Origin of the sequence: Nonomuraea sp. WAC 01424 (genome assembly GCF_003947315.1) — a bacterium.
GTDB classification, from domain to species: domain Bacteria; phylum Actinomycetota; class Actinomycetes; order Streptosporangiales; family Streptosporangiaceae; genus Nonomuraea; species Nonomuraea spiralis.
Genome location: NZ_QHHZ01000012.1, coordinates 98,176 through 118,977, shown reverse-complemented (window position 1 = coordinate 118,977; position 20,802 = coordinate 98,176). Strand labels below are relative to the sequence as shown.

The following is a 20,802-nucleotide window of genomic DNA, read 5'->3' as shown; positions in this document are numbered from 1 at the left end:
CCCATGACGGATACAGTGTTCCCAGAAGTTCATGACGTGCTGGTCGCGGGCGGCGGCAGCGTCGGGCTGAGCGCGGCCGTGTTCCTGGCCCGCCACGGCGTCCGCGCCCTGGTCGTCGAGCGCGAGTCCGGCCCCCGGGCGCACCCGCGGGCCACCGGGATGGGCCCGCGCACGATGGAGCTGCTGCGCGAGGTGGGCCTGGAGCAGGCGGTGAACGAGGTGGCCGTCGACATGACCGGCGCGACCCTCGGCAAGATCACCGTGGACACGCTCGCCGGCGCCGACCTCGCCACGCTCGCGGCCGACCTGCCCGCCCGGACGCGGGCGTTCGACACGATGACCTACAGCCCGGCCCGGCTGCGCGGCGTCTGCCCGCAGAACCGGCTGGACCGGGTGCTGCTCGACGCCGCCCGCGAGCGCGGCGCGCACGTCGCGTACGACACCGAACTGCTCTCCGTGGAGCAGGACGCCGACGGCGTGACGGCGGTCGTGTCCGGCCCCGGCGGCCCCCGCACCCTGCGCGCCCGCTACCTGATCGCGGCCGACGGCGTGCGCAGCAAGGTACGCGAGAGGCTCGGCATCGGCGTGACCGGCCCCGGCCCGCTCGGCCCCGAGCTGCACAACGTCATGTTCCACGCCGACCTCGGCCACCTGACCGGCGAGTACGGCTTCGCGCTCGCCGAGATCACCACCCCGGAGGCCCCCGGGATGATCATGGCCATCGACGGCAAGTCCGAGTGGGTCTTCCACACCGCCCAGGAACCGCACCCCGACCTGGTCAGGACCGCGATCGGCGACCTCGGCCTGGAGCTGGAGATCGTCAGCGTGCTCGGCTGGCGGGCCCGCGGCCAGGTCGCCGACCGGTTCTCGCGGGGGCGGGTCTTCCTGGTCGGCGACGCGGCCCACGCCGTTCCGCCCACGGGCGCGTTCGGGCTGAACACGGGTGTCGCCGACGCGCACAACCTGGCCTGGAAGCTGGCCCGGGTGTTGTCCGGCCGATCGGACCCGGCGCTGCTGGACACCTACACCGCCGAGCGGCGGCCGGTCGCGCAGCTGGCGCTGGAGCAGTCGCTGCTGCGGATGCGGGACCTGCGCATGCACTTCGGCCACGGCCCGGAGGCGGCCCGGCTCCGGGCGGAGGCGGGCGCGGTGAACGCGCCGATCGTGCACGTCGGCTACCGGTACGGCGGCGCGTCGGCGGTCGAGGGGCTGCCCTCGACCGAGGACGTGACGCTCTGCCTCGACGGCTCGCCCGGCTCGCGGCTGCCGCACGTGTGGGTCGGCGAGCGCTCCAGCCTCGACCTGGTCGGCACCGACTTCAGCGTGTTCACCGGGACGCCGGTGGACGGCGACCCCGGTGTGCCGGTGCACGTGATCGACGGCTGGCCGTACGGGACGGTGCTGGTGCGGCCCGACGGGTTCGTGGCCTGGCGCGGCGAGGAGGGCCTGGCCGAGGCGGTCAGAACGTGTACGGCAGGTGCTTGATCCCGTTGATGAAGTTCGACAGCAGGAAGTCCGGCTCGCCGGTCGTCCGGATGCCGGGCAGGCGGGTGAACAGCTCGCGGAACATCACGCTCATCTCCCTGCGTGCCAGGTGGGCGCCCAGGCAGTAGTGGGGCCCCGGCCCGCCGAAGCCGACGTGCGGGTTGGGGTCGCGGGTGATGTCGAACGTGTCCGGGTCGGTGAAGACGGACTCGTCGCGGTTGGCCGAGTTGTAGAAGAGCAGCACCTTGTCGCCCTTCTTGTACGGCACGCCGTTCATCTCGTGGTCGCGGGTCAGCGTACGGCGGAACTGGATCACCGGGGTCGCGTAGCGCACGATCTCGTCGCACGCCTTGCCGATGCGCCCGTCGAAGTCAGCCAGCAGCAGTTCGCGCTGGCCGGGATGGTCGGTGAACAGCTTCAGCCCGTAGGAGACGGCGTTGCGGGTGGTCTCGCTGCCGGCCACCACCAGCAGGATGAAGAACGAGCCCAGCTCCTGCGGGCTGAGCCGTTCCTCGCCGCCCACGAGCAGGCTGACCAGGTCGCCCGTCGGGCGTTTGCGCCGTTCGTCGCCGAGGCGGGCGGCCATCCTGTTCAGCGAGTAGCCGGCGTGCAGCAGCTTGGCCAGGCCGCGGGCGACGTTGACGCGGCTGAAGCCGGGGTCGATGCCGGTGTACTCGGGGTCGGCGTTGCCGAGGATGACGTTGGTCCGCCGAAGCACCACGTCATGAAATTTCGGCGGAATCCCCATCATGTCGCAGATGACCCGTACGGGCAGCCGGGCGGCGACCTGCGACACGAAGTCGCCCGGACCCCGCTCGATCGCCTCGTCCACGATCTCGGCGGCGGCCCTGGCCAGGTCCTCCTCCATCTTGGACAGGATGCGCGGTGTGAAGGCCCTGGAGACGATCCGGCGCAGCCGGGCGTGGCGCGGGTCGTCCATGTTGATCATGGAACCGAAGTACACGCTGAGCCAGCGCGGCATGTCGGGGATGCTGTTGGAGCACGGCTCGCTGCTGAAGACGGCCGCGTTCCTGCTGGCCTCGGTCACGTCGGCATGGCGTACCAGGGCGTGGTAGCCGGGGCCGCCGCCGATGAACGGCACGGTCTGCTCCGGCACGAAGACGGGCCGATCCAGCCGGCGCAGCCGGCGGAAGGCCTCCATGCGGTCGGCCTGCGGCAACCCCCAGAACGGTATCTGCGAGATGTCCGGATCCGCGGAGAGCGTCATACCTGCCAAGCCTTGGGCAAGTGCTCACTTACGTCAAGGTCCGCCGGACCGGGGGGCGCGGCGCCCGGCCCGGACGTGGGTCACTCGTTCTGGAGGATCAGCTCGGAGCCCTTCTCGCCGATCATGACGGCCGGGGCGTGGGTATGGCCGCGGTTGAGCGTCGGCATGACGGACGCGTCCACCACCCTGAGCCCTTCGACGCCGCGTACCCGGAGCGAGGGGTCCACGACCGACGCGTCGTCGGCGCCCATCCGGCAGGTGCCGACGGGGTGGTAGAGCGTCTCGCCGCGCTCGCGGATCCACTGGGCCAGCTCCTCGTCGCTCTCCGGCCCCCAGTACGGCGCCATCGGCCCGCCCGCGTACCGCCTCATCGCGCTGGTCGCGAACACCTGCTTGGCCGTCCTCAGCCCGGCGATCAGCCGTTTGACGTCGGCCTCCGCGCTCAGGTAGCCGGGGTCGATCAGCACGTCCCGGCCGCTCAGCCCGACCCTGCCGCGGCTCTCGGGCTGCAGCAGCACGACGCCGACGGTCAGGCCGTGGCCGGTCGGCGGGGTGAGCCCGTGGTCGACGAACGGCCCGGGGGCAAAGACGAGCTCGATGTCGGGCGCGGGCTCCTCCTCCGAGGTCCTGACGAACGCCACCGCCTCGCCGACGTTCGTGGTGAGCATGCCCGAGCGCAGCACGATGTAGCGCAGCAGGTTGACCAGCGACTCGGCCTTCGTCAGGGTCACCGGCTCCTTGCACTCGACGTACACGCCGGAGGCGAGGTGGTCCTGGAGGTTCTTGCCGACCTCGGGCAGCTCGCGCACGATCGGCACCCCCGCGTCGCGCAGCTCGTCGGCCGCGCCCACCCCCGAGCGCATCAGCAGGTACGGCGAGCCGATCGTCCCCGCCGACAGGACGACCTCCCTCCGCGCCCTGATCAGGGTTCCGCCGCTGTGCTCGACGCCGACGGCGCGCGTGCCCTCGAACACCACGCGGTTCACCGGCGCGCCGGTGAGCACCGTGAGGTTGGGCCGGGCGGCGGCCGGGCGCAGGTAGGCGTCGGCCGAGCTCCACCTGCGGCCGCGGTTCTGGGTGACCGGGGTGGGGCAGTAGCCCTCGTTGGAGCGGCCGTTCAGCTCGCCGAGCCGGGTCAGGCCCAGCTCCTCGCAGGCCCGCAGGAAGGCGTGCGTGGTGACGTTGGGGCTGCGCAGCTCGGAGATGTAGAGCGGGCCCGAGGTGCCGTAGACGCCGCCGTGGTTGCTGCCCACACGCTGCTCGGCCCTGGTGAAGTAGGGCAGGACCTCGTCGTACGTCCAGCCCGGCACACCCCACTGGTCGTAGTCCTCCTGGCAGCCGCGCACCCACATCTGGGCGTTGAGCGAGGACGAGCCGCCGATCACCCGGCCGCGCGGCCAGTAGAGCTCACGGCCGGACATCTCGCTCTGCTTGGCCGTCGTGAAGTTCCAGTCGTAGTCGGTCTTGAACAACCTGGCGAAGCCCGCGGGCATGCGGATCTCCAGCTTGTCGTCGTGCCCGCCCGCCTCGACCAGCGCCACCGACACCGGCGCGTCCGCCGACAGCCTGTTGGCCAGCACGCACCCTGCGGACCCCGCTCCGACGATCACGTAGTCGTACTCCATGAGCACTCCAGGGGGTGAGTAACTTCCTACTTGCTTACTCCAGGTGAGCCGGCACGTCCATATGCATCTGTAACCTGGGTTACCTACCGGTCGGTATGGGCTGATGCCAAGATGGCGGGCAAGCGCGTACAGAGGAGGAAGGCGTTCATGCTCAACTTGTCGGTCGTCCTGGAGGACAGCGCCAGAAACAACCCAGACGGCACGGCCATCGTCTTCGGCGACATGCGCCTGCCGTACGGCATGATCGACACTGTCGCCCGCCAGGTGGCGAACCTGCTGGTGTCGCGTGGCATCGGCAAGGGCGACAAGGTGGCCCTGGCCTGCCCCAACCTGCCGTACTTCCCGTTCGTCTACTTCGGCATCCTCAAGGCCGGCGCGACCGTCGTGCCGCTGAACGTGCTGCTGCAGGGCCGGGAGATCGCCTACCACCTCGACGACAGCGACGCCAAGGCGCTGTTCTGCTTCGAGGGCTCGCCGGAGCTGCCGCTGGGTGAGCGCGGCAAGGCGGGCTTCGAGGCCGCCGACGGCTGCGAGCACTTCTTCGTGCTGCCCGCCACGGCGCTGGCCACCGAGTCCCCGTACGGCGAGACGGTGTGGGCCGCGCTGAACGGCGTGCCGGCCGAGTTCGAGACCGTGCAGACGGCCCCCGAGGACACCGCCGTGATCCTCTACACCTCCGGAACCACCGGCCAGCCCAAGGGCGCCGAGCTCAGCCACCAGAACATGCTGATGAACGCGCTGATCAGCGACCGGATGTTCCCCCGCAGCGAGGGCGGCGACACCTACCTCGCGGTGTTGCCGCTGTTCCACTCCTTCGGCCAGACGACGATCATGAACACCGCGTTCATGCGCGGCTCGACGGTCGTGCTGATGCCGCGCTTCGAGCCCGGCGAGGCCCTGGAGCTCATGCGCAAGGAGAACGTGACGACCTTCGCCGGCGTGCCGACGATGTACTGGGGCATGCTCACGAAGATCCACGCCGAGGGCGCCGAGGTGCCGCGCAGCCTGAAGGTGGCCGTGGCCGGCGGCGCGTCCTCGCCGGTCGAGGTGCTGAGGGACTTCGAGCAGACCTTCGGCTTCGGCATCCTGGAGGGCTACGGCCTGTCCGAGACCTCCCCGGTCGCCAGCTTCAACCAGCTCGGCCGTCCCACCAAGCCCGGCACGATCGGCACGCCCGTCTGGGGCGTGGAGATGAAGCTGATCGACAGCGAATGGAAGACGATCGAGGGCGAGGGCCCCGGCGAGATCGCCATCCGCGGCCACAACGTCATGAAGGGCTACTACGGCCGCCCCGAGGCGACGGCCGAGGTGCTCGACGACGGTTGGTTCCGCACCGGCGACATCGCCACCCGCGACGCCGACGGCTACTACGCGATCATCGACCGGGCCAAGGACATGATCATCCGAGGCGGTTTCAACGTCTACCCGCGCGAGCTGGAGGAGGTGCTCATGACCCACGAGGCCGTCTCGCTGGCGGCGGTCGTGGGCGTGCCGCACGCGTCGCACGGCGAGGAGGTCAAGGCGTACGTCATCCGCACGGCCGGTTCGGCGGTCACCGCGGACGAGCTGATCGCCTGGGCCAAGGAGAACATGGCCGCCTACAAGTACCCGAGGATCATCGAGTTCCGCGACGCCCTGCCGATGACGGCCACGGGCAAGATCCTCAAGCGCGAACTCCGCTAGCCGCCGAGGCGGAGGCGCGGGCCACCCCCGCGCCTCCCCCGGCCGCCTCCCGCGCCTTCGCCGACCGAGACCGGACGGACCACGCCGATGCCGCCGCTCGCGCTGTTCGACCTGGACAACACGCTGATCGACCGGCTGGGCGCGTTCCGGCTGTGGGCCGCCGAGTTCGCCGCCGGGCGCGGGCTGGGCCAGGACGCCGTTCAGTGGCTGGTACGTCTGGACGCCGACGGTTCCGTGCCGATGGACGTCTTCTTCGCCCGCGTACGCGAGCGGTTCGGGCTGGCCGAGCCCGTCGAGGAGCTGTGGCGGGACTACCGGGGCAGGTTGCCCTACCTGGTGGAGTGCCGGGGCGGCGTGCTGGCGGGGCTCGACCGGCTGCGGGCGGCCGGCTCGGCGGTCGGGATCGTGACGAACGGGATGGCCGACAACCAGACGGGCAAGATCCGCCGTACCGGTCTGGCCGGGCGGGTGGACGGGTGGGCGATCTCCGGCGCGGAGGGCGTACGGAAGCCGGACACCCGGCTGTTCGAGATCGCCGCCGCCCGCTGCGGGGCCGTACTGGAGGGCGGGTGGATGGTGGGCGACGATCCGGACAAGGACGTCGCGGGCGGGCACGCGGCCGGGTTGCGGACGATCTGGATCGACCGCGGCACGGGCGTGACCGCTCCCACCGCCGACCTGGCGGTGGACGACGTGCTCGCGGCCGTGGAGGCGCTAATCCGGATGCCCGCGAGCGGGGAGGCTCGCTAGCGTGGGCGGATGCGCGACAGGCCCACGGATCTCGACGAATCGCTGCTGGTGACCGCCCTGGAGGCGTGGGGGATCGAGGCCACCGGGCTGACGCACGCGCCTGTGGGCTTCGGCGACCACCACTGGACCGCGACCGGCGCCGACGGGCGGCGCTGGTTCCTCACCGCCGCCGACCTGGTCCGCAAGCCCGAGGGCGCGTTCGAGGAGCTGCGGCGGGCCATGGAGACGGCGGCGGCGCTGGCGACCGGTCTCGGGTTCGTGGTGGCGCCCGTGCCCGATCTCGCGGGCGGCGCGTTCCTGCGCCCGCTCGGCCCCCGGTACGCGCTGAGCCTCTTCCCGTTCGTCGAGGGCGTCGGCGGCGAGTTCGGCGACGAGCTGACCGCCCGCGACCGCGCCGAGGTCATCGACCTGCTGGCCGAGCTGCACGCCGCGCCCCCGCCCGCGTCCGTCCCGGCCCGCCCTCTGGAGCTGGCTGGGCGGGCGGAGCTGGAGCGGGCCCTCGCCGAGACCGGCCGCCCGTGGACCGGCGGCCCGTACGCCGAGCCCGCGCGGGCCCTGGTCGCCGGGCACGCCGAAGCCCTGCGTGCCCGGCTGCGCGAGTTCGACCGCGGATCACGCGACCTCGGCCGTCCCGTCGTCACCCACGGCGAACCGCACCCCGGCAACCTGCTCCGCCACGAGGGCCGCCGCCTGCTGGTCGACTGGGACACCGTCGGCCTGGCCGTGCCCGAACGGGACCTGTGGCTGGTCGCCAGGACCCCCGCCGACCTGGCCAGGTACGCCGCCGCCACCGGCCGTACGCCCGACCCGGCGGCCCTCGGCCTCTACCGGCTGCGCTGGAGCCTCGAGGTCGTGGCCGAGTTCGTCGCCTGGTTCCGCGCGCCGCACGGCTCCACCCGCGACGCCGAGCTGAGCTGGACGGCTCTCACCGAAACCCTGGACGACCTGGCCGACCAGGGCGACGGCGTGGCCTCCGCCCAATAGCACCGACATGCCCGCATACTGGCACCACTCCCCTCGCGCTTGAACCGCATGACCTGTCCGCGGAAAAGGGAGATCATGAGATTTCGGGTGGTCGCCGGCGTACTGACAGCACTCCTCGCGAACCCCTCCGCGGTCGCCGTGGCCTCGGCAGGGCTGCCACTCCCCGACGATCCCATCTCACAGGACGACACCGAACGCTCCGAGAACGAGACCAACCCGCAGGGGGCCGGCCCCTCCGGCCCGGGCGGCTACTGGACCGGCCTCAAGGTGCGCCCGCGCCGGCCGCGTCAGGACAGCAACGTGCGCGTGCTCGTCCACTGCCCCCACACCTCGACCGACGCCATCGTGACCGCCAAGCCCTTCAACCCGCCGGGCTCGTTCCGGCACTCCACACCGCTCGGCGTCGGCATCAGGAAGGGCCGCGGCTTCGACACCAAGTACGTCGCCTACGACGCGCTGCTCGGCTGGCGCCTGGTCAGGTTGAAATGCCTGCGCATCACCATGCTGGAACACCCGCGCCGCCGGATCGTCCGGCTGGTCAGCCGGGACCGCACCTACGTCCTCATCCGCCCGTTCAGGAAGGAGCGCTTCTGAGGGAGGTCAGCCCTTCAACAGGTCGGCCAGCACCGCGGCCTCGCTGATCTCGGGCTCCCTGGTCGCGGTGAGCAGGGTGAGCGGGCCCTTCCCGGCCAGCTCGCGCAGGTGCGCCACGGCCTCGGCCCGTTCGGGCTCCTCAAGCTCGCCGCGGTAGCGGCGGCCGAATTCGGCGAACCGGTCGGGGTCGTGCCGGTACCAGGTGCGCAGCTCGGTCGAGGGGGCCACCTGCTTGCACCATTCGTCGAGGTGGGCGTCGGCCTTGGACAACCCGCGCGGCCACAGCCGGTCGACCAGCACCCTGGCGCCGTCGTCCGCCGCCGGCTCCTCGTAGACCCGGCGCACCCGGACCCTGTTCCCAGCCGTCACCGTCAGCCCCTTCCCCCACCGTGACACCACGCTACGCCGGGCGTCGCCAAGCGGGGTTCAGGGACCCGGACGGGAAGGTCCACGATCCGGGCCGCCTCGCCACGCCGGTCCGGCGTCAGCCCCCTGAAGGCGCCCGGCGCCCCGGACCCGGGGCACCGGGCCGAGGCGGCGGCCCCCCTGGGTGATCAGGGCCAGGTGACCGACGGGCGCAGCGGGACTCCCGCGCGGCCGTCGTCGTCGAGCTTGACGCCCAGCACCTGGTGGAGCTGGACCTTGTTGCGCTCGAAGCCCACGATGCAGCCGGCCATGTAGAGAGCCCACACCCGGGCGGTGCCCATCCCGACCTCCTGGACGGCGTCGTCCCAGTTGGCGTCGAGGTTGTCGCACCAGTGGCGCAGGGTCTTGGCGTAGTGCTCGCGCAGGTTCTCCTCGTGGCGGATCTCGAAGCCGACGTCCTCCATCTGCCTGACCAGCCAGCCCACCGACTCCAGCTCGCCGTCGGGGAAGACGTAGCGGTTGATGAAACCGCCCTTGTTGAACGTCTTCTCCTTGCCGGTCGGGCGGGTGATGCAGTGGTTGAGCAGCCGGCCGCCGGGCTTGAGCTTGCCGTAGAGGAACTCGAAGTACGACGGGACGTTGTCCTTGCCGATGTGCTCGGTCAGGCCGATCGAGCTGACGGCGTCGAAGCCGGTCTCACGTACGTCGCGGTAGTCCATGAAGCGCACTTCGGCGAGGTCCTGGAGGCCCGCCTCGGCGATCGCCTTCTGGGCCCACTCGGCCTGCTGGCGGCTCAGGGTCACGCCCAGGGCCTTGACGCCGTAGTGCTTGGCGGCGTGGATGACCATGCCGCCCCAGCCGCAGCCGACGTCGAGCAGGCGCATGCCGGGCTTGAGGCCGAGCTTCTTGGCCACCAGGTCGAACTTGGTGTACTGGGCCTCCTCCAGCGTCGCGTCCTGCTCGGGATAGGTCGCGCACGTGTACGCCATGGACGGCCCGAGCACCCACCGGTAGAACCGGTTGGACACGTCGTAGTGGTGGTGGATCGCCTCGGCGTCACGCTGCTTGGCGTGGCGCGAGCCGAGCCGGGCCAAAGCGCTCTGGCGCACCTCCTGCGGGGGCGGCGGCACCCGCATGAGCAGCGGCTTGACGCCCAGCGACCGCACGGCGGAAAGCTTCTCACTGGTCGTCAGGTCGTTGGTGGTGATGTTCCACATACGGTCGAGCAGGGTGTACAAGTCGCCATGCACGTCGATGTGGCCGGAAATGTAGGCCCTGGCCAGGCCCAGTTCCCCGGGGGCCTGTGCCAGGTAGGCCACCGCGATCGGCGACTTGACCTCGATGCCGAGGTCGGCGCCGTCGGGCCCGGCCTTGCTGCCGTCGTAGGCCATGAACGAGATGTTCGCGTCAGAGCCGACGATCTTTTCAAAGATGGTTGCGAGAGCCATGCTCACCTTCCCCGTACACACTTTTCGTACAGGTCCAGCAGGCGACCGTTCGGGTCGTATTCCCGCTTGACCGGCCAATAAGCATCACCGTTGTACAGCTCCCAGAACTGCTCACGGGCGTAGAAGGAGGTCGAGTAGAGCGACTTGTGGCCGTCCAGCTCGTGCACCGAGTCCTCGATGAGCTTGTTGTAGTAGCCGTCGAACTGGCCGCGCGGCAGCGGGACCATGCCCCAGAAGCCGAAGTTGACGTAGAGCTTGCCGGGCTCCAGCGGGTAGATCGGCCAGCGGGAGCTCGCCCGCAGCGGGCACATCCACACCGGGGTCATGCCGACCTTGTCGTGGAAGAACTCCAGGAACTGGGCGCCCCGCTCGATCGGCACCTCGACGTCCTGGATCACCGACTCCTGGACGGGCTGGTCGCGCCACCGGTCGACGCGGGCGGTCAGCCCGGTCCTGCGGTCGAGGGCGACCAGCTTGCGGTAGACGTCGGAACGCATCCAGCGGCGCGGCATGAGCGAGCGCACCACCGGCTGCTGCACGCCGAACGCGCGCGAGCACCAGAACCAGTCGGTGTCCCAGCGCCACAGGTAGTCGTGGATGGTCAGCCAGTCACGGCTGCGCTGCCTGATCGACTGGTAGTAGATGCGCATGCCGGTGTAGTCGGAGACGTAGGGCGCGCGGTCGGCGAAGCGGCCCAGCGTGATGTACATCTCCTCCGGGTCGAAGAAGACGCCGTCCACGAAGTCGACCTGCTCGCCGTCGTGGACCATGCTGTCGGAGATCTCCTGCATGGCGAGCATGCACTTGGCCGCGTCGGTGAACCTGATGTGCGTCAGGTGCACGTACGGCTGGACCTGGCGGAGCTTGATCCTGATGCGCAGCGCGTAGCCGAGCGTCCCGTAGGAGTTGGGGAAGGCGCGGAACAGGTCCTGGTGCTCGTTGTCGTCGCGGGCCACGATGACGCGGCCGTCGCCGGTGAGGATCTCCAGTTCCTCCACCGACTCGTGCGGGAGGCCGTCCCTGAAGCTGGTCGACTCGATGCCGAGGCCGGTCACGGCGCCGCCGAGCGTGATCGTCTTGAGCTGCGGCACCACGTACGGCATGAGCCCGTACGGCAGCGTGGCCTCGACCAGGTGCTCGTACGTGGTCATGCCCTGGACCTCGGCCGTCATCGTCACCGGGTCCACGCTGATGACCTCGTCCAGGTCTCGGGCGGACAGCTTGGCCGTCTTGCCCCCGTCACGGAACCTGAACAAGTTCGACGTGGACTTGGCCAACCGGGGCGCGGCGTCACCGGGGATCTCGGCGTAGGACTGCCGGATCTGCTCTACTGCCCGCTGGTGTGTCGACATCGTCGTCGTCACGGAAGCACCCCCTTGAGCTGGTAGAGATCGTCCGTAAGACCGTATCTCCCGCAGGCTGACTCGAACAGACCGGGGTCGTTAAAGACACGAAAACTGTTCATCGTGCCAGGTGAAACCCTTATATGGCAGGCAAATCCGGAAATCTCCTACAAACCGTCGGTGAGACCCCGTTTAGTACCGCCTGTACCTCTCGTCCCTCCAGGGCCGCCGTCAGGTTGTCCAACGTCGCCGTGAGCAGGCGCGTCGTGGCCTCGGGGGTCACCCCGGCGGCGTGCGGCGACAGCAGAACGTCCGGCAGGTCGCGCAGCGGATCATCGGCGGGCAGCGGCTCGGTGTCCAGCACGTCGAGCGCGGCCCCGCCGAGCCGCCCGTCGCGCAGCGCGGCGACCAGCGCCGCCTGGTCGACGACCCCGCCCCTGGCCGCGTTGACCAGCAGCGCGCCCGGCTTCATGCGGCGCGGGTCGATCAGGCCGCGGGTCTCCTCCGACAACGCGATCACCACGACCAGGACGTCGCTGGTGGACACCAGCGTCTCCAGGTCGGCGCGGCCGGGGGCCTGCCTGGGCGTCCTGGTCCAGTACGAGACCTCGCAGCCGAGAGCGCGGAACAGGCGGACGCAGTTCTCGCCGATCGGGCCGTAGCCGACGACGCCGACGCGACGGCCGCTCAGCTCGCGGGGCCGCAGGCCCTGCTGCGGCCACTCCCCCGCGCGTACGGCGGCGTCGGCCGCGCCCAGCCTGCGCGACAACGACAACGTGGCGGCCAGGCACCACTCCGACACCGCGACGGCGCTGACGCCGGGCGTGTTGGCCAGCGGCACCCCCGCCTCGGCGAGGGCCGCCAGGTCGTGGCCGTCCACCCCCACCGACGGCTGCTGCACGAAGGCCAGCGCGGGCGCGTGCTTGACCGCCTCGGCGTCGAGCACGAGCGTCGAGGTCCAGTCGCCGAGCACGATCTCGGCCTCGGGCAGCGCGGCCAGCGGGCCGGCCCGGTCGCGGGTGGCGGGCACGCGCACCTCCACCCGGTCACCGAGCGGGGCCAGCAGGTGGCGCGTCGCCTCCTCGGGAAGCGGCGGCAGGGCGAGCAGGTTCCAGGGGCTCATGCCTTCACAGTAAAGCTGTCGATCACCTGCCGCATCAGGCCCCTGTTGCGCATCCACTGGTCCTGGGCGACCGTCCAGGACAGGATGTAGGCCGTGTCGCCGGACACCACGGCCCGCCGCACCTCGTGGTACGTCATGCCGGGCCTGATCCAGCGTGTGCCGGCGGTGCTGGCGGCGGTCCAGGAGAACTCCCACTCGACCGCCTTGGCGCCCCGGTGGGTGACCACGCGGCGGCCGCGGCTGATGACCTCCTGGCCCTCCTGCCGCAGTGTCTCCTCCGAGTCGCGCAGGATCTGGTTGGGGTCGACGCTGGAGAACAGCGCCTGGACGCCGAGATGGGCGTTGCCGTCGGGACGCGTCCACTCGGTGGAGGACTCGCGCAGCGCGCCCCTCCAGCCGAACGGCCGCAGGATCGACCACCCGTCCCGCGAGTTCCACGCGCGTACGGCCGGGCGGGGACGGCGCACGGTCGGCGTCGGGGTGGCCGACGGCGTCCCGGCCGTCGCGGACGGCTGCGAGGGGGACGGCGTCAGCGGGCTCGCCGCGGCGGCCGGCTGCGCGGTGCGCGGCGCGCCCTCGGCGGGCGAGGCGAACTTGAAGTAGGCGACGGCGCCGCCCGCCACCACCACCACGGCGGCGGCCGCCACGGCCAGCACGGCCCGCCCGCGCCCGCTGCCCGGCTTCTTCTCCGGCAGGTCGGTGTAGGCCGGCTTGGCCGCCACCTCGATGGCCGCGAGCAGCCGGTCGGCCTCCTCGATGTTCACCCGTTCGGCGGGCTCCTTGCGCAGCAGGCCCTTCAGGACCGGGTGCATCACCGGCGGGATGCGCCGGTAGTCGGGCTCCTCGTTGAGCAGCGCGTTGATCGTCGCCATCGCCTCGCCGCGGTCGAACGGCGACCGGCCCACCATCGCGGCGAACAACGTCGCGCCGAGCGACCACAGGTCGGAGGGCGGTCCGGCCTCGTCGGCGCGTACGCGCTCGGGGGCGAGGAAGCTGGGCGAACCGGTCACCATGCCGGTCCTGGTCAGCGAGGCGTCGCCCTCGACCGTGGCGATGCCGAAGTCCATCAGCACGACGCGGCCGTCGTCGGCGATCAGGATGTTGGCGGGTTTGACGTCCCGGTGCAGGATCCCGGCCTCGTGGGCGGCCTTGAGCGCCGACAACACCTGGCGGCCCACGTCGGCGGCCTGGCGTACCGGAAGGGCGCCGGAGGTGGCCACGACCTGCTCAAGTGAGGGGTGCGCGACCAGTTCCATGACGATCCAGGGCCGGCCCCCCTCCTCGACCACGTCGTAGACCGCGACCACGGAAGGGTGGTTGAGCTTGGCCGCGGTACGGGCCTCGCGGGCGGTGCGCATCAGATGGCGCTCCTGCTCGCCCGGCGACAACCCGTCGGGCAGCAGCACCTCCTTGATGGCGACCTGCCGGTTGAGCAGCGTGTCGTAACCCTCCCAGACGACGCCCATTCCCCCGCGGCCCAGTTCGCGCATTAACTGGTAGCGCCTGGCGACAAGCTGGTTGCTCTCCGAAACCATGTCCTACCCCTGTAGCGGCGCGAGCGCCTGCTGCAGACAGCCGCTGGACGCCGGCGATCTGTAGACCACCCGAACAGTGGGCAAGTTTCCCATACCTCCCACGAGTTCGCGGGAAGGACGGCGAAGGCCGCTTGCCACGACTTGCCGAATGTTGTTCTACTGAGGCAGGCTCGGAGCTCTTGTTCGCGCATCCGTCGAGGAGTTGTTCATGTCCAAGGATAGTGGCGGTCCCCTGGCCGGAGTGCGCGTACTGGAGCTGGCGGGGCTCGCCCCGGGGCCGTTCGCCGGGATGATGCTGGCCGACCACGGCGCCGAGGTGTTGCGGGTCGACCGGGTCAAAGCCGTGTCCGACAGACCCCGTACGGACGTCATGGACCGCGGCAAGCAGACGATCGGCCTTGACCTGAAGTCCCCCGAGGGGGTGGCCGCCTTCAAGGAGCTGGCCCGCAACGCCGACGTGGTGATCGAGGTGTTCCGGCCCGGCGTCGCCGAACGGCTCGGCATCGGCCCCGCCGACCTGCACGCCGTCAACGAGCGGCTGATCTACGGCCGGATGACCGGCTGGGGCCAGGACGGCCCGCTCGCCCCCACCGCCGGCCACGACATCGACTACATCGCGATCTCCGGCGTGCTGTCCATGCTCGGCCGCGAGGGCGACCGGCCCACCCCGCCGATCAACATCCTCGGCGACTTCGCCGGCGGCGGCCTGATGCTCGCCTACGGCGTGCTGCTGGCCCTGTTCGAACGCGAGCGCACCGGCCGGGGCCGGGTGATCGACACGGCCATGGTCGACGGCGCCGCGGTGTTGTTCTCGATGTTCTACCAGGCCGCCCAGAGCGGCTTCTGGGGCCCGCGCGGCACGAACCTGCTCGACACCGGCGCCCCCCAGTACGACACCTACGAGACCGCCGACGGCGGCCATGTGGCGGTCGGCTCGCTCGAACCGCAGTTCTGGGACACCATGGTCGGCCTGATGGGCCTGACCGACCTGCCCGACAGGAACGACCGGGCGCAGTGGCCGGCGCTCAAGGCCCGCCTGGCCGAGGAGTTCGCCAAGCGGACCCGCGCCGAGTGGGAGGCCCTGTTCGACGGCTCGGACGCCTGCGTCTCCCCCGTCCTTTCCATGGCCGAGGCCGCACGGCACCCGCACAACGTGGCCCGCGGCACGTTCAGCGAGGTCGGCGGCATCGTCCATCCGGCGCCCGCGCCGCGCCTGCTCGGCGTGCCGACGCCCGACCTGTCCCCCGCCACCCGTATCGCGGACCTGTCCGCATGGGGCCTGCCGAAGGAAGAGGCGGACAAACTGCGCGAGCAGGGCGTGCTGGCCTGAGGCGCCGGACGCGCCGTTCAGGGGCGTGACGGCGTCACCGGACGCGCCAGGGCGGCGTAGTCCTTCGGCCTGATCGAGTCGTGCAGGCGCACGCCCTTGCTGCTGATCCTGGCCGCGGCCCTGGTGAGGGCGACCGGCAGGCTGTTGACCAGCCGGACGCCCTGGGTGAGCGCCCACACGTCGAAGCGGCTCCCGGGGACGATACCCCTGGCCGCGCGGCGGGCGAAGGAGCGGCTGCGGCGCACGTAGTCGCCGAGCTCGGCCTCGTAGGCGGGGAAGGCCGCGCGGTGGTCGCCGCCGTGCGCGGCCAGCTCGCCCGCCAGCACGTACGCCCCCACGACCGCCAGGTTGGTGCTGCCGCCCACGGCGGGCCCCGGGCAGTAGCCGGCGTCGCCGGCCAGCGTCACCCGGCCGCGCGACCAGGAGTCGAGCCTGAGCTGGGTGATGGAGTCGAAGTAGAAGGCGGGCGTACGGTCCACCTCGTCCAGGATTCTCGGGACCTGCCAGCCCAGGCCGCCGAAGCGCTCGCGCAGCAGTTCCTTCTGCCGGGCCACGTCCCGGTAGTGGTAGTCGAGCGGCTCCGGCGTCCTGAACAGGAATCCGGCCCGCGCGTCGTCCATGTGCGCGGCGCTGTACACGGCGGCCATCCAGCCCTCGCCCGCCATCGCCTCCATACGGCCGTCGAGGCCCAGGAAGTTCGGGACGGAGGCGACCGCGAGGTAGGCGCCGATCCAGGTGGCGAAGCGCTCCTCGGGGCCGAAGGTCAGGCGGCGTACGTTGGAGTGCAGCCCGTCGGCGCCGATCACCAGGTCGAACCGCTCCTCCCGGCCGCTGTCGAAGCGCACCTCGCCGTCCTCGGAAATCGAAGCGATGGAGTCGCCGAAGACGTAGTCGGCGTCGTGGCGGGTGGCGTCGTAGAGGACCTCGCTCAGGTCGTCGCGCATGATCTCGACGTGCCGGTCGGAGACGGCCGTGAGGATGCGGCGCAGCTCCAGCTCCACGGGCCGCGCCCCGCCCTCCCGGTGGAGCCTGAGCCAGTCCGTGCCGGTCTTCTTCGCCAGGATCGGCTCCAGGACGGCCATCTTCTCCACGATGTCCATGGCGGGCCTGAACAGGTCGACCGCGTGGCCGCCCGATTTCCTGAGCCCGGGGGCCCGTTCGACGACCGTGACCTCGAAGCCGTACTTGGCCAGCCAGTACGCCAGCACCGGCCCGGTGACGCTCGCACCCGAGACGAGGACTCTCATGGCCGCCCTCCTTACTTAACGGTTGGTAAGTTCACGGTAGCACGTGTCCTTACTTAACGATAGGTAAGCGATAGGGTTGGGCCATGCCCAGTGACACCAAGGCCCGAATCCAGGCGGTGGCCCGCGAGCTGTTCGCCGAGCAGGGCGTGCAGAACACCAGCCTGCGCCAGATCTCCGACCGGCTGGGCATCACCAAGCCCGCGCTCTACTACCACTTCGCCTCACGCGACGACCTGGTGCGCAGCATCGTGCAGCCGCTGGTGGAGGACTTCGAGCGGTTCACCGCCACGCGCGAGCCCGGCGACCCGCGCGCGCTGCTCGACGACTACTTCGAGCTGATGTGGCGCCACCGCGACGTGATCGGGATGATGGTGCGCGACATCTCGATCCTGTCCTACCTCGACCTGGGCATGCGCATGTTCGAGTGGCGGCGCGAGCTGATCGCCCTGCTGCTCAGCCCCGACCTCACCCAGGCCCAGCAGATCCGCGCCACGGTCGCGCTGGGCGGCATGGCCGACTGCACCGTCGAGTACGCCGGCCTGCCGCTCGACGAGGTCAAACCCACGGCGGTCGCGGCGGCGGCCGACGCGCTCGGCCTGTGACCTAGACGGCCACGTAGAGGTCGGCGCCCTCGGGGTGGTGGACCTCCAGGTCCGTCGTGAAGGCGCGGGAGGGCTGGCCGCCCGACTCGGTGTGCTGCCACACCTGCTGCCACGCCTCGATCAGCGCCTGCGGCATCGGCCCGCGCGCCTCCAGCCTGAGCGACTTGGCGGCCGGCACGCGCACCGCCACCATGCCCTCGGGCAGGCGCGGCACCGTGCGCACGCAGATGCCGACGATCTGCGTGTAGGCGCCGTTGTGGTCGCTCTCGTAGTCGGTCAGCACCGCGTAGAGGTTCTCGTCGATCCGGCCCGGCACGTGCGCGAAGGCCCCCGGCGCGCCCGCCCGCTGCCACAGCGCGGGCAACGTGGCCCGTGCCGGATCCATCTCACCGGCGTTCGTGGTGCGTACGGCGTAGCCGACCACGGTCAACTCGGTCCGTTCGACGATGTCCACGGATTCCCTCCCCCAAATGTGTCCCGGCCGATCATAAGCCCCGCAGAAAGGGGGAAACCCCTTGTTGACCCTGTCACCCCATAAGATGGATGAACGTGAAGTTTCTTAACGACCAAGAGCCTCGTTACGATTTGACTTATAGCGACGTGTTCATGGTGCCGTCGCGTTCCTCGGTCGGGTCGCGGCTCGCGGTCGACCTCTCCACGAACGACGGCACGGGCACCACCATCCCGATCGTCGTCGCCAACATGACCGCCGTGGCCGGCCGGCGCATGGCCGAGACCGTGGCCCGTCGCGGCGGCATCACCGTGCTTCCGCAGGACATCCCGCTCGACGTCGTCGCCGACGTCGTCGACTGGGTCAAGAAGCGCGACCTGGTCCACGACACGCCGCTCACGCTCACGCCGCACGACACCGTGGGCGAGGCGCTGCACCTGCTTCCCAAGCGCGCCCACAACGCGGTCATCGTCGTCGACTGGGACAACCGGCCCGTCGGCGTGGTGACCGAGGCCGACTGCCAGGGCGTGGACATGTACACCCAGCTGTCCGAGGTCATGTCGAGCGAGCTGCTGACGCTGCCCGCCGGGCTCGACCCGCGCGCCGCCTTCGACCGCCTGCACGGGGGCCGCCACCGCCTCGCGCCCATCGTGGACGAGAACGGCCGGCTGGTCGGCATCCTCACCCGTACGGGCGCGCTGCGCGCCACGCTCTACCAGCCCGCGCTCGACGCCCAGGGCCGCCTGCGCATCGCCGCCGCCGTCGGCGTGAACGGCGACGTCGCCGCCAAGGCCAAGGAACTGCTGGAGGCAGGAGCCGACTGCCTGGTCGTGGACACCGCCCACGGCCACCAGGAGAAGATGGTCGCCGCCCTGCGCGCGGTCCGGGCGCTCGACCCCGGCGTGCCGGTCGCGGCGGGCAACGTGGTGACCGCCGAGGGCGTGCGCGACCTGGTGGCGGCGGGGGCCGACATCCTCAAGGTCGGCGTGGGGCCGGGCGCCATGTGCACCACCCGGATGATGACCGGGGTCGGGCGGCCGCAGTTCTCGGCGGTGCTCGAATGCTCGGCCGAGGCCCGGCGGCTCGGCCGGCACGTCTGGGCGGACGGCGGCGTACGGCATCCCCGCGATGTCGCGCTCGCGCTGGCCGCCGGGGCGTCCAACGTGATGATCGGCTCCTGGTTCGCCGGCACGTACGAGTCGCCCGGCGACGCCCGTACCGATGCCGACGGGCGCAGGTACAAGGAGAACTTCGGCATGGCCTCCTCGCGGGCCGTACGCCTGAGGACGGCCGAGGACTCCGCCTACGACCGGGCCAGGAAGGCGCTGTTCGAGGAGGGCATCTCGACCTCGCGCATGTACCTTGACCCCAAGCGGCCCAGCGTGGAGGACCAGATCGACGGGATCGTCGCCGGCCTGCGCTCGTCGTGCACGTACGCGGGGGCGGGGACCCTGGAGGAGTTCCACCGGCAGGCCGTCGTCGGCATCCAGAGCTCGTCCGGCTACGCGGAGGGCATGCCCCTGCACCAGAGCTGGTGACCCAAGCCCCGGGCAGTCGTGGGGCGGCGCGGACTTGCGGCGGCGCGGACTTGCGGCGGCGGGGTCTTGGAGTCTTCGGGGGCGCGGGTCAGGTGCGGTGCCAGCCGCCGGCCGCGTGGATGCCGCCGTCGACGTGGACCGTCGTGCCCGTGACGAACCCCGCCAGCCCCCCGGCGAGGAACACCGCCGCCCCCGCGGCCTCCGCCGGATCGGCGAGATGGCCGAGGGGCGGCAGGCCGGCGGGGTCGTAGGGCAACGGACGGGCCGACATGCTCTCACGCACCCGCGACTCCCCCTCGGTACGCAGCGCGTCGGGCGCGATGGCGTTCACCCGGATGCCACGCGGGGCCAGCTCAAGGGCCAGCGAACTGGTCAGGCTCACCAAGCCCGCCTTCATCGCGGCGTACACGGCGAAACCCGGCGCGGCCTGGTGGGCCTCGCTGGAGGTCACGTTGATGATCGAGGAACCGTCGGGCATCATCGGGAGCATCCTCCTGATCATGCCGGTGACCTGGCTGAAGTTCTCCTCGACCAGCGTGCGCTCACCGCGCGGCGACAGGTCGGCGAACGCCGCGTGGAACGTCCCGCCCGCGTTGTTGACCAGTACGTCCACCCGTCCCCAGCGCTCGCGCACCGCCTCGGCGAACAGCCCCACCGCCACCGGATCGCGTACGTCCAGCGTCATGGCCAGCTCGGCCCCCGCACGATCCACCTGGGCCGCATGGTCCGCATGGGCCGCATGGGCCGTCCGATCTGCGCGGCCCGCCTGACCTGCGCGATCCCCCTGGTCGGCACGGTCGGCGCGGTCGGCCTGCGGCCAGTCGCGGTCGCAGGCGGCGACGTGCGCGCCGAACGCCGCGAACGTCTCGGCGATCGCCAGCCCGATGCCCCGGCCCGCACCGGTGACCACGGCGACGCGCCCGGTGAGCAGGACGGCGTCGGGCGAAAGGGCGGCCATGAACGACGACCATATCCCGACGGCATAGAGTCGTCGGGTTATTGTCATCGTCAACAGGAGCACTTCGTGGCACTCGAGAAGCCTGAGATCGACTTTCCTGAGGGCAACCCGCCCGCCGACCTGGAGATCGTCGACCTCGTCGAAGGCACTGGCCCCGAGGCCAAGCCGGGCCACAACGTCAGCGTCCACTACGTGGGGGTCTCGTTCTCGACCGGGGAGGAGTTCGACGCGTCGTGGAACCGCGGCCAGGCGTTCGAGTTCCCGCTCGGGGGCGGGCGCGTCATCGCGGGCTGGGACCGCGGGGTCGCCGGAATGAAGGTCGGCGGCCGTCGCAAGCTCGTCATCCCGGCGCACCTCGGCTACGGTGACCGCGGCGCCCCGCCGCGCATCAAGGGCGGCGAGACGTTGATCTTCGTGGTCGACCTGCTCGGCGTCCGCTAGACCGGAACGGGCGGGCCGCCGCCGGTGGCCCGCCCGGCTTCCCCGCTTTGGTGAAACCCAGGACAAATCGG

At 71.1% G+C, this 20,802-nt stretch carries 19 protein-coding genes; 9 read left to right on the top strand and 10 right to left on the bottom strand.

Features of this window, described 5'->3' with window-relative positions; translation table 11 throughout:
- Positions 1 to 3: 3 nt before the first annotated feature.
- Complete coding sequence (locus tag DMB42_RS31245) at positions 4 to 1,485, top strand: FAD-dependent monooxygenase (RefSeq protein ID WP_185844948.1); 1,482 nt, start codon at positions 4 to 6, stop codon at positions 1,483 to 1,485.
- Here the strand turns inward: DMB42_RS31245 and DMB42_RS31240 are convergent.
- Both DMB42_RS31240 and DMB42_RS31235 read right to left on the bottom strand, forming a co-directional pair.
- Positions 1,460 to 2,713, bottom strand: a complete 1,254-nt coding sequence (locus DMB42_RS31240; protein ID WP_125639632.1) for a cytochrome P450 — start codon at positions 2,711 to 2,713, stop codon at positions 1,460 to 1,462. The genes DMB42_RS31245 and DMB42_RS31240 overlap by 26 nt on opposite strands.
- Before the next feature lie 80 nt (positions 2,714 to 2,793).
- Positions 2,794 to 4,338 carry a GMC family oxidoreductase gene (locus DMB42_RS31235; RefSeq protein WP_125639629.1) on the bottom strand — a complete coding sequence of 515 codons (1,545 nt, stop codon included), beginning with the start codon at positions 4,336 to 4,338 and terminating at the stop codon, positions 2,794 to 2,796.
- A 147-nt stretch (positions 4,339 to 4,485) separates the two neighbouring features.
- Between DMB42_RS31235 and DMB42_RS31230 the strand changes: the two genes are divergently transcribed.
- From DMB42_RS31230 to DMB42_RS31215, 4 genes are all read left to right on the top strand, one after another.
- Complete coding sequence (locus DMB42_RS31230) at positions 4,486 to 6,021, top strand: long-chain fatty acid--CoA ligase (protein ID WP_125639626.1); 1,536 nt, start codon at positions 4,486 to 4,488, stop codon at positions 6,019 to 6,021.
- An 87-nt stretch (positions 6,022 to 6,108) separates the two neighbouring features.
- Complete coding sequence (locus DMB42_RS31225) at positions 6,109 to 6,771, top strand: HAD family hydrolase (protein ID WP_125639623.1); 663 nt, start codon at positions 6,109 to 6,111, stop codon at positions 6,769 to 6,771.
- Positions 6,772 to 6,780: 9 nt separating this feature from the next.
- Positions 6,781 to 7,755, top strand: a complete 975-nt coding sequence (locus DMB42_RS31220) for an aminoglycoside phosphotransferase family protein (protein ID WP_221762434.1) — start codon at positions 6,781 to 6,783, stop codon at positions 7,753 to 7,755.
- A gap of 75 nt (positions 7,756 to 7,830) precedes the next feature.
- On the top strand, positions 7,831 to 8,349 hold the full coding sequence (locus DMB42_RS31215; protein WP_125639621.1) for a hypothetical protein: 519 nt from the start codon (positions 7,831 to 7,833) through the stop codon (positions 8,347 to 8,349).
- 6 nt (positions 8,350 to 8,355) lie between these two features.
- On the opposite strand, the gene DMB42_RS31210 is transcribed toward DMB42_RS31215, so the two are convergent.
- From DMB42_RS31210 to DMB42_RS31190, 5 genes are all read right to left on the bottom strand, one after another.
- Positions 8,356 to 8,718 carry a DUF488 domain-containing protein gene (locus tag DMB42_RS31210; RefSeq protein ID WP_125639618.1) on the bottom strand — a complete coding sequence of 121 codons (363 nt, stop codon included), beginning with the start codon at positions 8,716 to 8,718 and terminating at the stop codon, positions 8,356 to 8,358.
- Between the two features lie 185 nt (positions 8,719 to 8,903).
- On the bottom strand, positions 8,904 to 10,163 hold the full coding sequence (locus tag DMB42_RS31205) for a cyclopropane-fatty-acyl-phospholipid synthase family protein (protein ID WP_125639615.1): 1,260 nt from the start codon (positions 10,161 to 10,163) through the stop codon (positions 8,904 to 8,906).
- Positions 10,164 to 10,165: 2 nt separating this feature from the next.
- The gene (locus tag DMB42_RS31200) at positions 10,166 to 11,515 is read right to left on the bottom strand and encodes an FAD-binding oxidoreductase (protein WP_125640237.1); all 1,350 of its coding nucleotides are present in this window, start codon (positions 11,513 to 11,515) and stop codon (positions 10,166 to 10,168) included.
- 130 nt (positions 11,516 to 11,645) lie between these two features.
- Positions 11,646 to 12,629 carry a D-isomer specific 2-hydroxyacid dehydrogenase family protein gene (locus DMB42_RS31195; RefSeq protein WP_125639612.1) on the bottom strand — a complete coding sequence of 328 codons (984 nt, stop codon included), beginning with the start codon at positions 12,627 to 12,629 and terminating at the stop codon, positions 11,646 to 11,648.
- On the bottom strand, positions 12,626 to 14,164 hold the full coding sequence (locus DMB42_RS31190) for a serine/threonine-protein kinase (protein ID WP_125639609.1): 1,539 nt from the start codon (positions 14,162 to 14,164) through the stop codon (positions 12,626 to 12,628). The genes DMB42_RS31195 and DMB42_RS31190 overlap by 4 nt, the downstream gene beginning before the upstream one ends.
- A 208-nt stretch (positions 14,165 to 14,372) precedes the next feature.
- Between DMB42_RS31190 and DMB42_RS31185 the strand changes: the two genes are divergently transcribed.
- A complete protein-coding gene (locus DMB42_RS31185) occupies positions 14,373 to 15,494 on the top strand; it encodes a CaiB/BaiF CoA-transferase family protein (protein WP_125639606.1) in 1,122 nt (373 codons plus the stop codon).
- Between the two features lie 17 nt (positions 15,495 to 15,511).
- Here DMB42_RS31185 and DMB42_RS31180 read toward each other — a convergent pair whose 3' ends face one another.
- Positions 15,512 to 16,741, bottom strand: coding sequence for an FAD-dependent monooxygenase (locus tag DMB42_RS31180; RefSeq protein WP_125639603.1), 1,230 nt, complete (start codon positions 16,739 to 16,741; stop codon positions 15,512 to 15,514).
- Positions 16,742 to 16,824: 83 nt separating this feature from the next.
- Between DMB42_RS31180 and DMB42_RS31175 the strand changes: the two genes are divergently transcribed.
- Positions 16,825 to 17,343: a TetR/AcrR family transcriptional regulator gene (locus DMB42_RS31175; protein WP_125639600.1), complete on the top strand. Its 519-nt coding sequence runs from the start codon at positions 16,825 to 16,827 to the stop codon at positions 17,341 to 17,343.
- A gap of 1 nt (position 17,344) precedes the next feature.
- On the opposite strand, the gene DMB42_RS31170 is transcribed toward DMB42_RS31175, so the two are convergent.
- Positions 17,345 to 17,797: a GyrI-like domain-containing protein gene (locus tag DMB42_RS31170; protein ID WP_125639597.1), complete on the bottom strand. Its 453-nt coding sequence runs from the start codon at positions 17,795 to 17,797 to the stop codon at positions 17,345 to 17,347.
- A gap of 95 nt (positions 17,798 to 17,892) precedes the next feature.
- Between DMB42_RS31170 and DMB42_RS31165 the strand changes: the two genes are divergently transcribed.
- A complete protein-coding gene (locus tag DMB42_RS31165; RefSeq protein WP_125639593.1) occupies positions 17,893 to 19,332 on the top strand; it encodes a GuaB1 family IMP dehydrogenase-related protein in 1,440 nt (479 codons plus the stop codon).
- 88 nt (positions 19,333 to 19,420) lie between these two features.
- Here the strand turns inward: DMB42_RS31165 and DMB42_RS31160 are convergent, their stop codons facing one another.
- Entirely contained in the window at positions 19,421 to 20,290 is an 870-nt protein-coding gene (locus DMB42_RS31160) for an SDR family NAD(P)-dependent oxidoreductase (protein WP_125639590.1), read from the bottom strand.
- A gap of 66 nt (positions 20,291 to 20,356) precedes the next feature.
- On the opposite strand from DMB42_RS31160, the gene DMB42_RS31155 reads away from it, so the two are divergent.
- A complete protein-coding gene (locus tag DMB42_RS31155) occupies positions 20,357 to 20,731 on the top strand; it encodes an FKBP-type peptidyl-prolyl cis-trans isomerase (RefSeq protein ID WP_125639587.1) in 375 nt (124 codons plus the stop codon).
- Positions 20,732 to 20,802 lie beyond the last annotated feature (71 nt).

Bases quoted from the DNA above. Each gene is read 5' to 3' on its own strand.
- DMB42_RS31180 (WP_125639603.1), bottom strand. From the start codon at position 16,741: ATGAGAGTCCTCGTCTCGGGTGCGAGCGTCACCGGGCCGGTGCTGGCG.
- DMB42_RS31160 (WP_125639590.1), bottom strand. From the start codon at position 20,290: ATGGCCGCCCTTTCGCCCGACGCCGTCCTGCTCACCGGGCGCGTCGCC.
- DMB42_RS31190 (WP_125639609.1), bottom strand. From the start codon at position 14,164: ATGGTTTCGGAGAGCAACCAGCTTGTCGCCAGGCGCTACCAGTTAATG.
- DMB42_RS31220 (WP_221762434.1), top strand. From the start codon at position 6,781: ATGCGCGACAGGCCCACGGATCTCGACGAATCGCTGCTGGTGACCGCC.
- DMB42_RS31205 (WP_125639615.1), bottom strand. From the start codon at position 10,163: ATGGCTCTCGCAACCATCTTTGAAAAGATCGTCGGCTCTGACGCGAAC.
- DMB42_RS31185 (WP_125639606.1), top strand. From the start codon at position 14,373: ATGTCCAAGGATAGTGGCGGTCCCCTGGCCGGAGTGCGCGTACTGGAG.
- DMB42_RS31235 (WP_125639629.1), bottom strand. From the start codon at position 4,338: ATGGAGTACGACTACGTGATCGTCGGAGCGGGGTCCGCAGGGTGCGTG.
- DMB42_RS31240 (WP_125639632.1), bottom strand. From the start codon at position 2,713: ATGACGCTCTCCGCGGATCCGGACATCTCGCAGATACCGTTCTGGGGG.
- DMB42_RS31230 (WP_125639626.1), top strand. From the start codon at position 4,486: ATGCTCAACTTGTCGGTCGTCCTGGAGGACAGCGCCAGAAACAACCCA.
- DMB42_RS31215 (WP_125639621.1), top strand. From the start codon at position 7,831: ATGAGATTTCGGGTGGTCGCCGGCGTACTGACAGCACTCCTCGCGAAC.
- DMB42_RS31245 (WP_185844948.1), top strand. From the start codon at position 4: ATGACGGATACAGTGTTCCCAGAAGTTCATGACGTGCTGGTCGCGGGC.
- DMB42_RS31195 (WP_125639612.1), bottom strand. From the start codon at position 12,629: ATGAGCCCCTGGAACCTGCTCGCCCTGCCGCCGCTTCCCGAGGAGGCG.
- DMB42_RS31200 (WP_125640237.1), bottom strand. From the start codon at position 11,515: ATGTCGACACACCAGCGGGCAGTAGAGCAGATCCGGCAGTCCTACGCC.
- DMB42_RS31225 (WP_125639623.1), top strand. From the start codon at position 6,109: ATGCCGCCGCTCGCGCTGTTCGACCTGGACAACACGCTGATCGACCGG.
- DMB42_RS31175 (WP_125639600.1), top strand. From the start codon at position 16,825: ATGCCCAGTGACACCAAGGCCCGAATCCAGGCGGTGGCCCGCGAGCTG.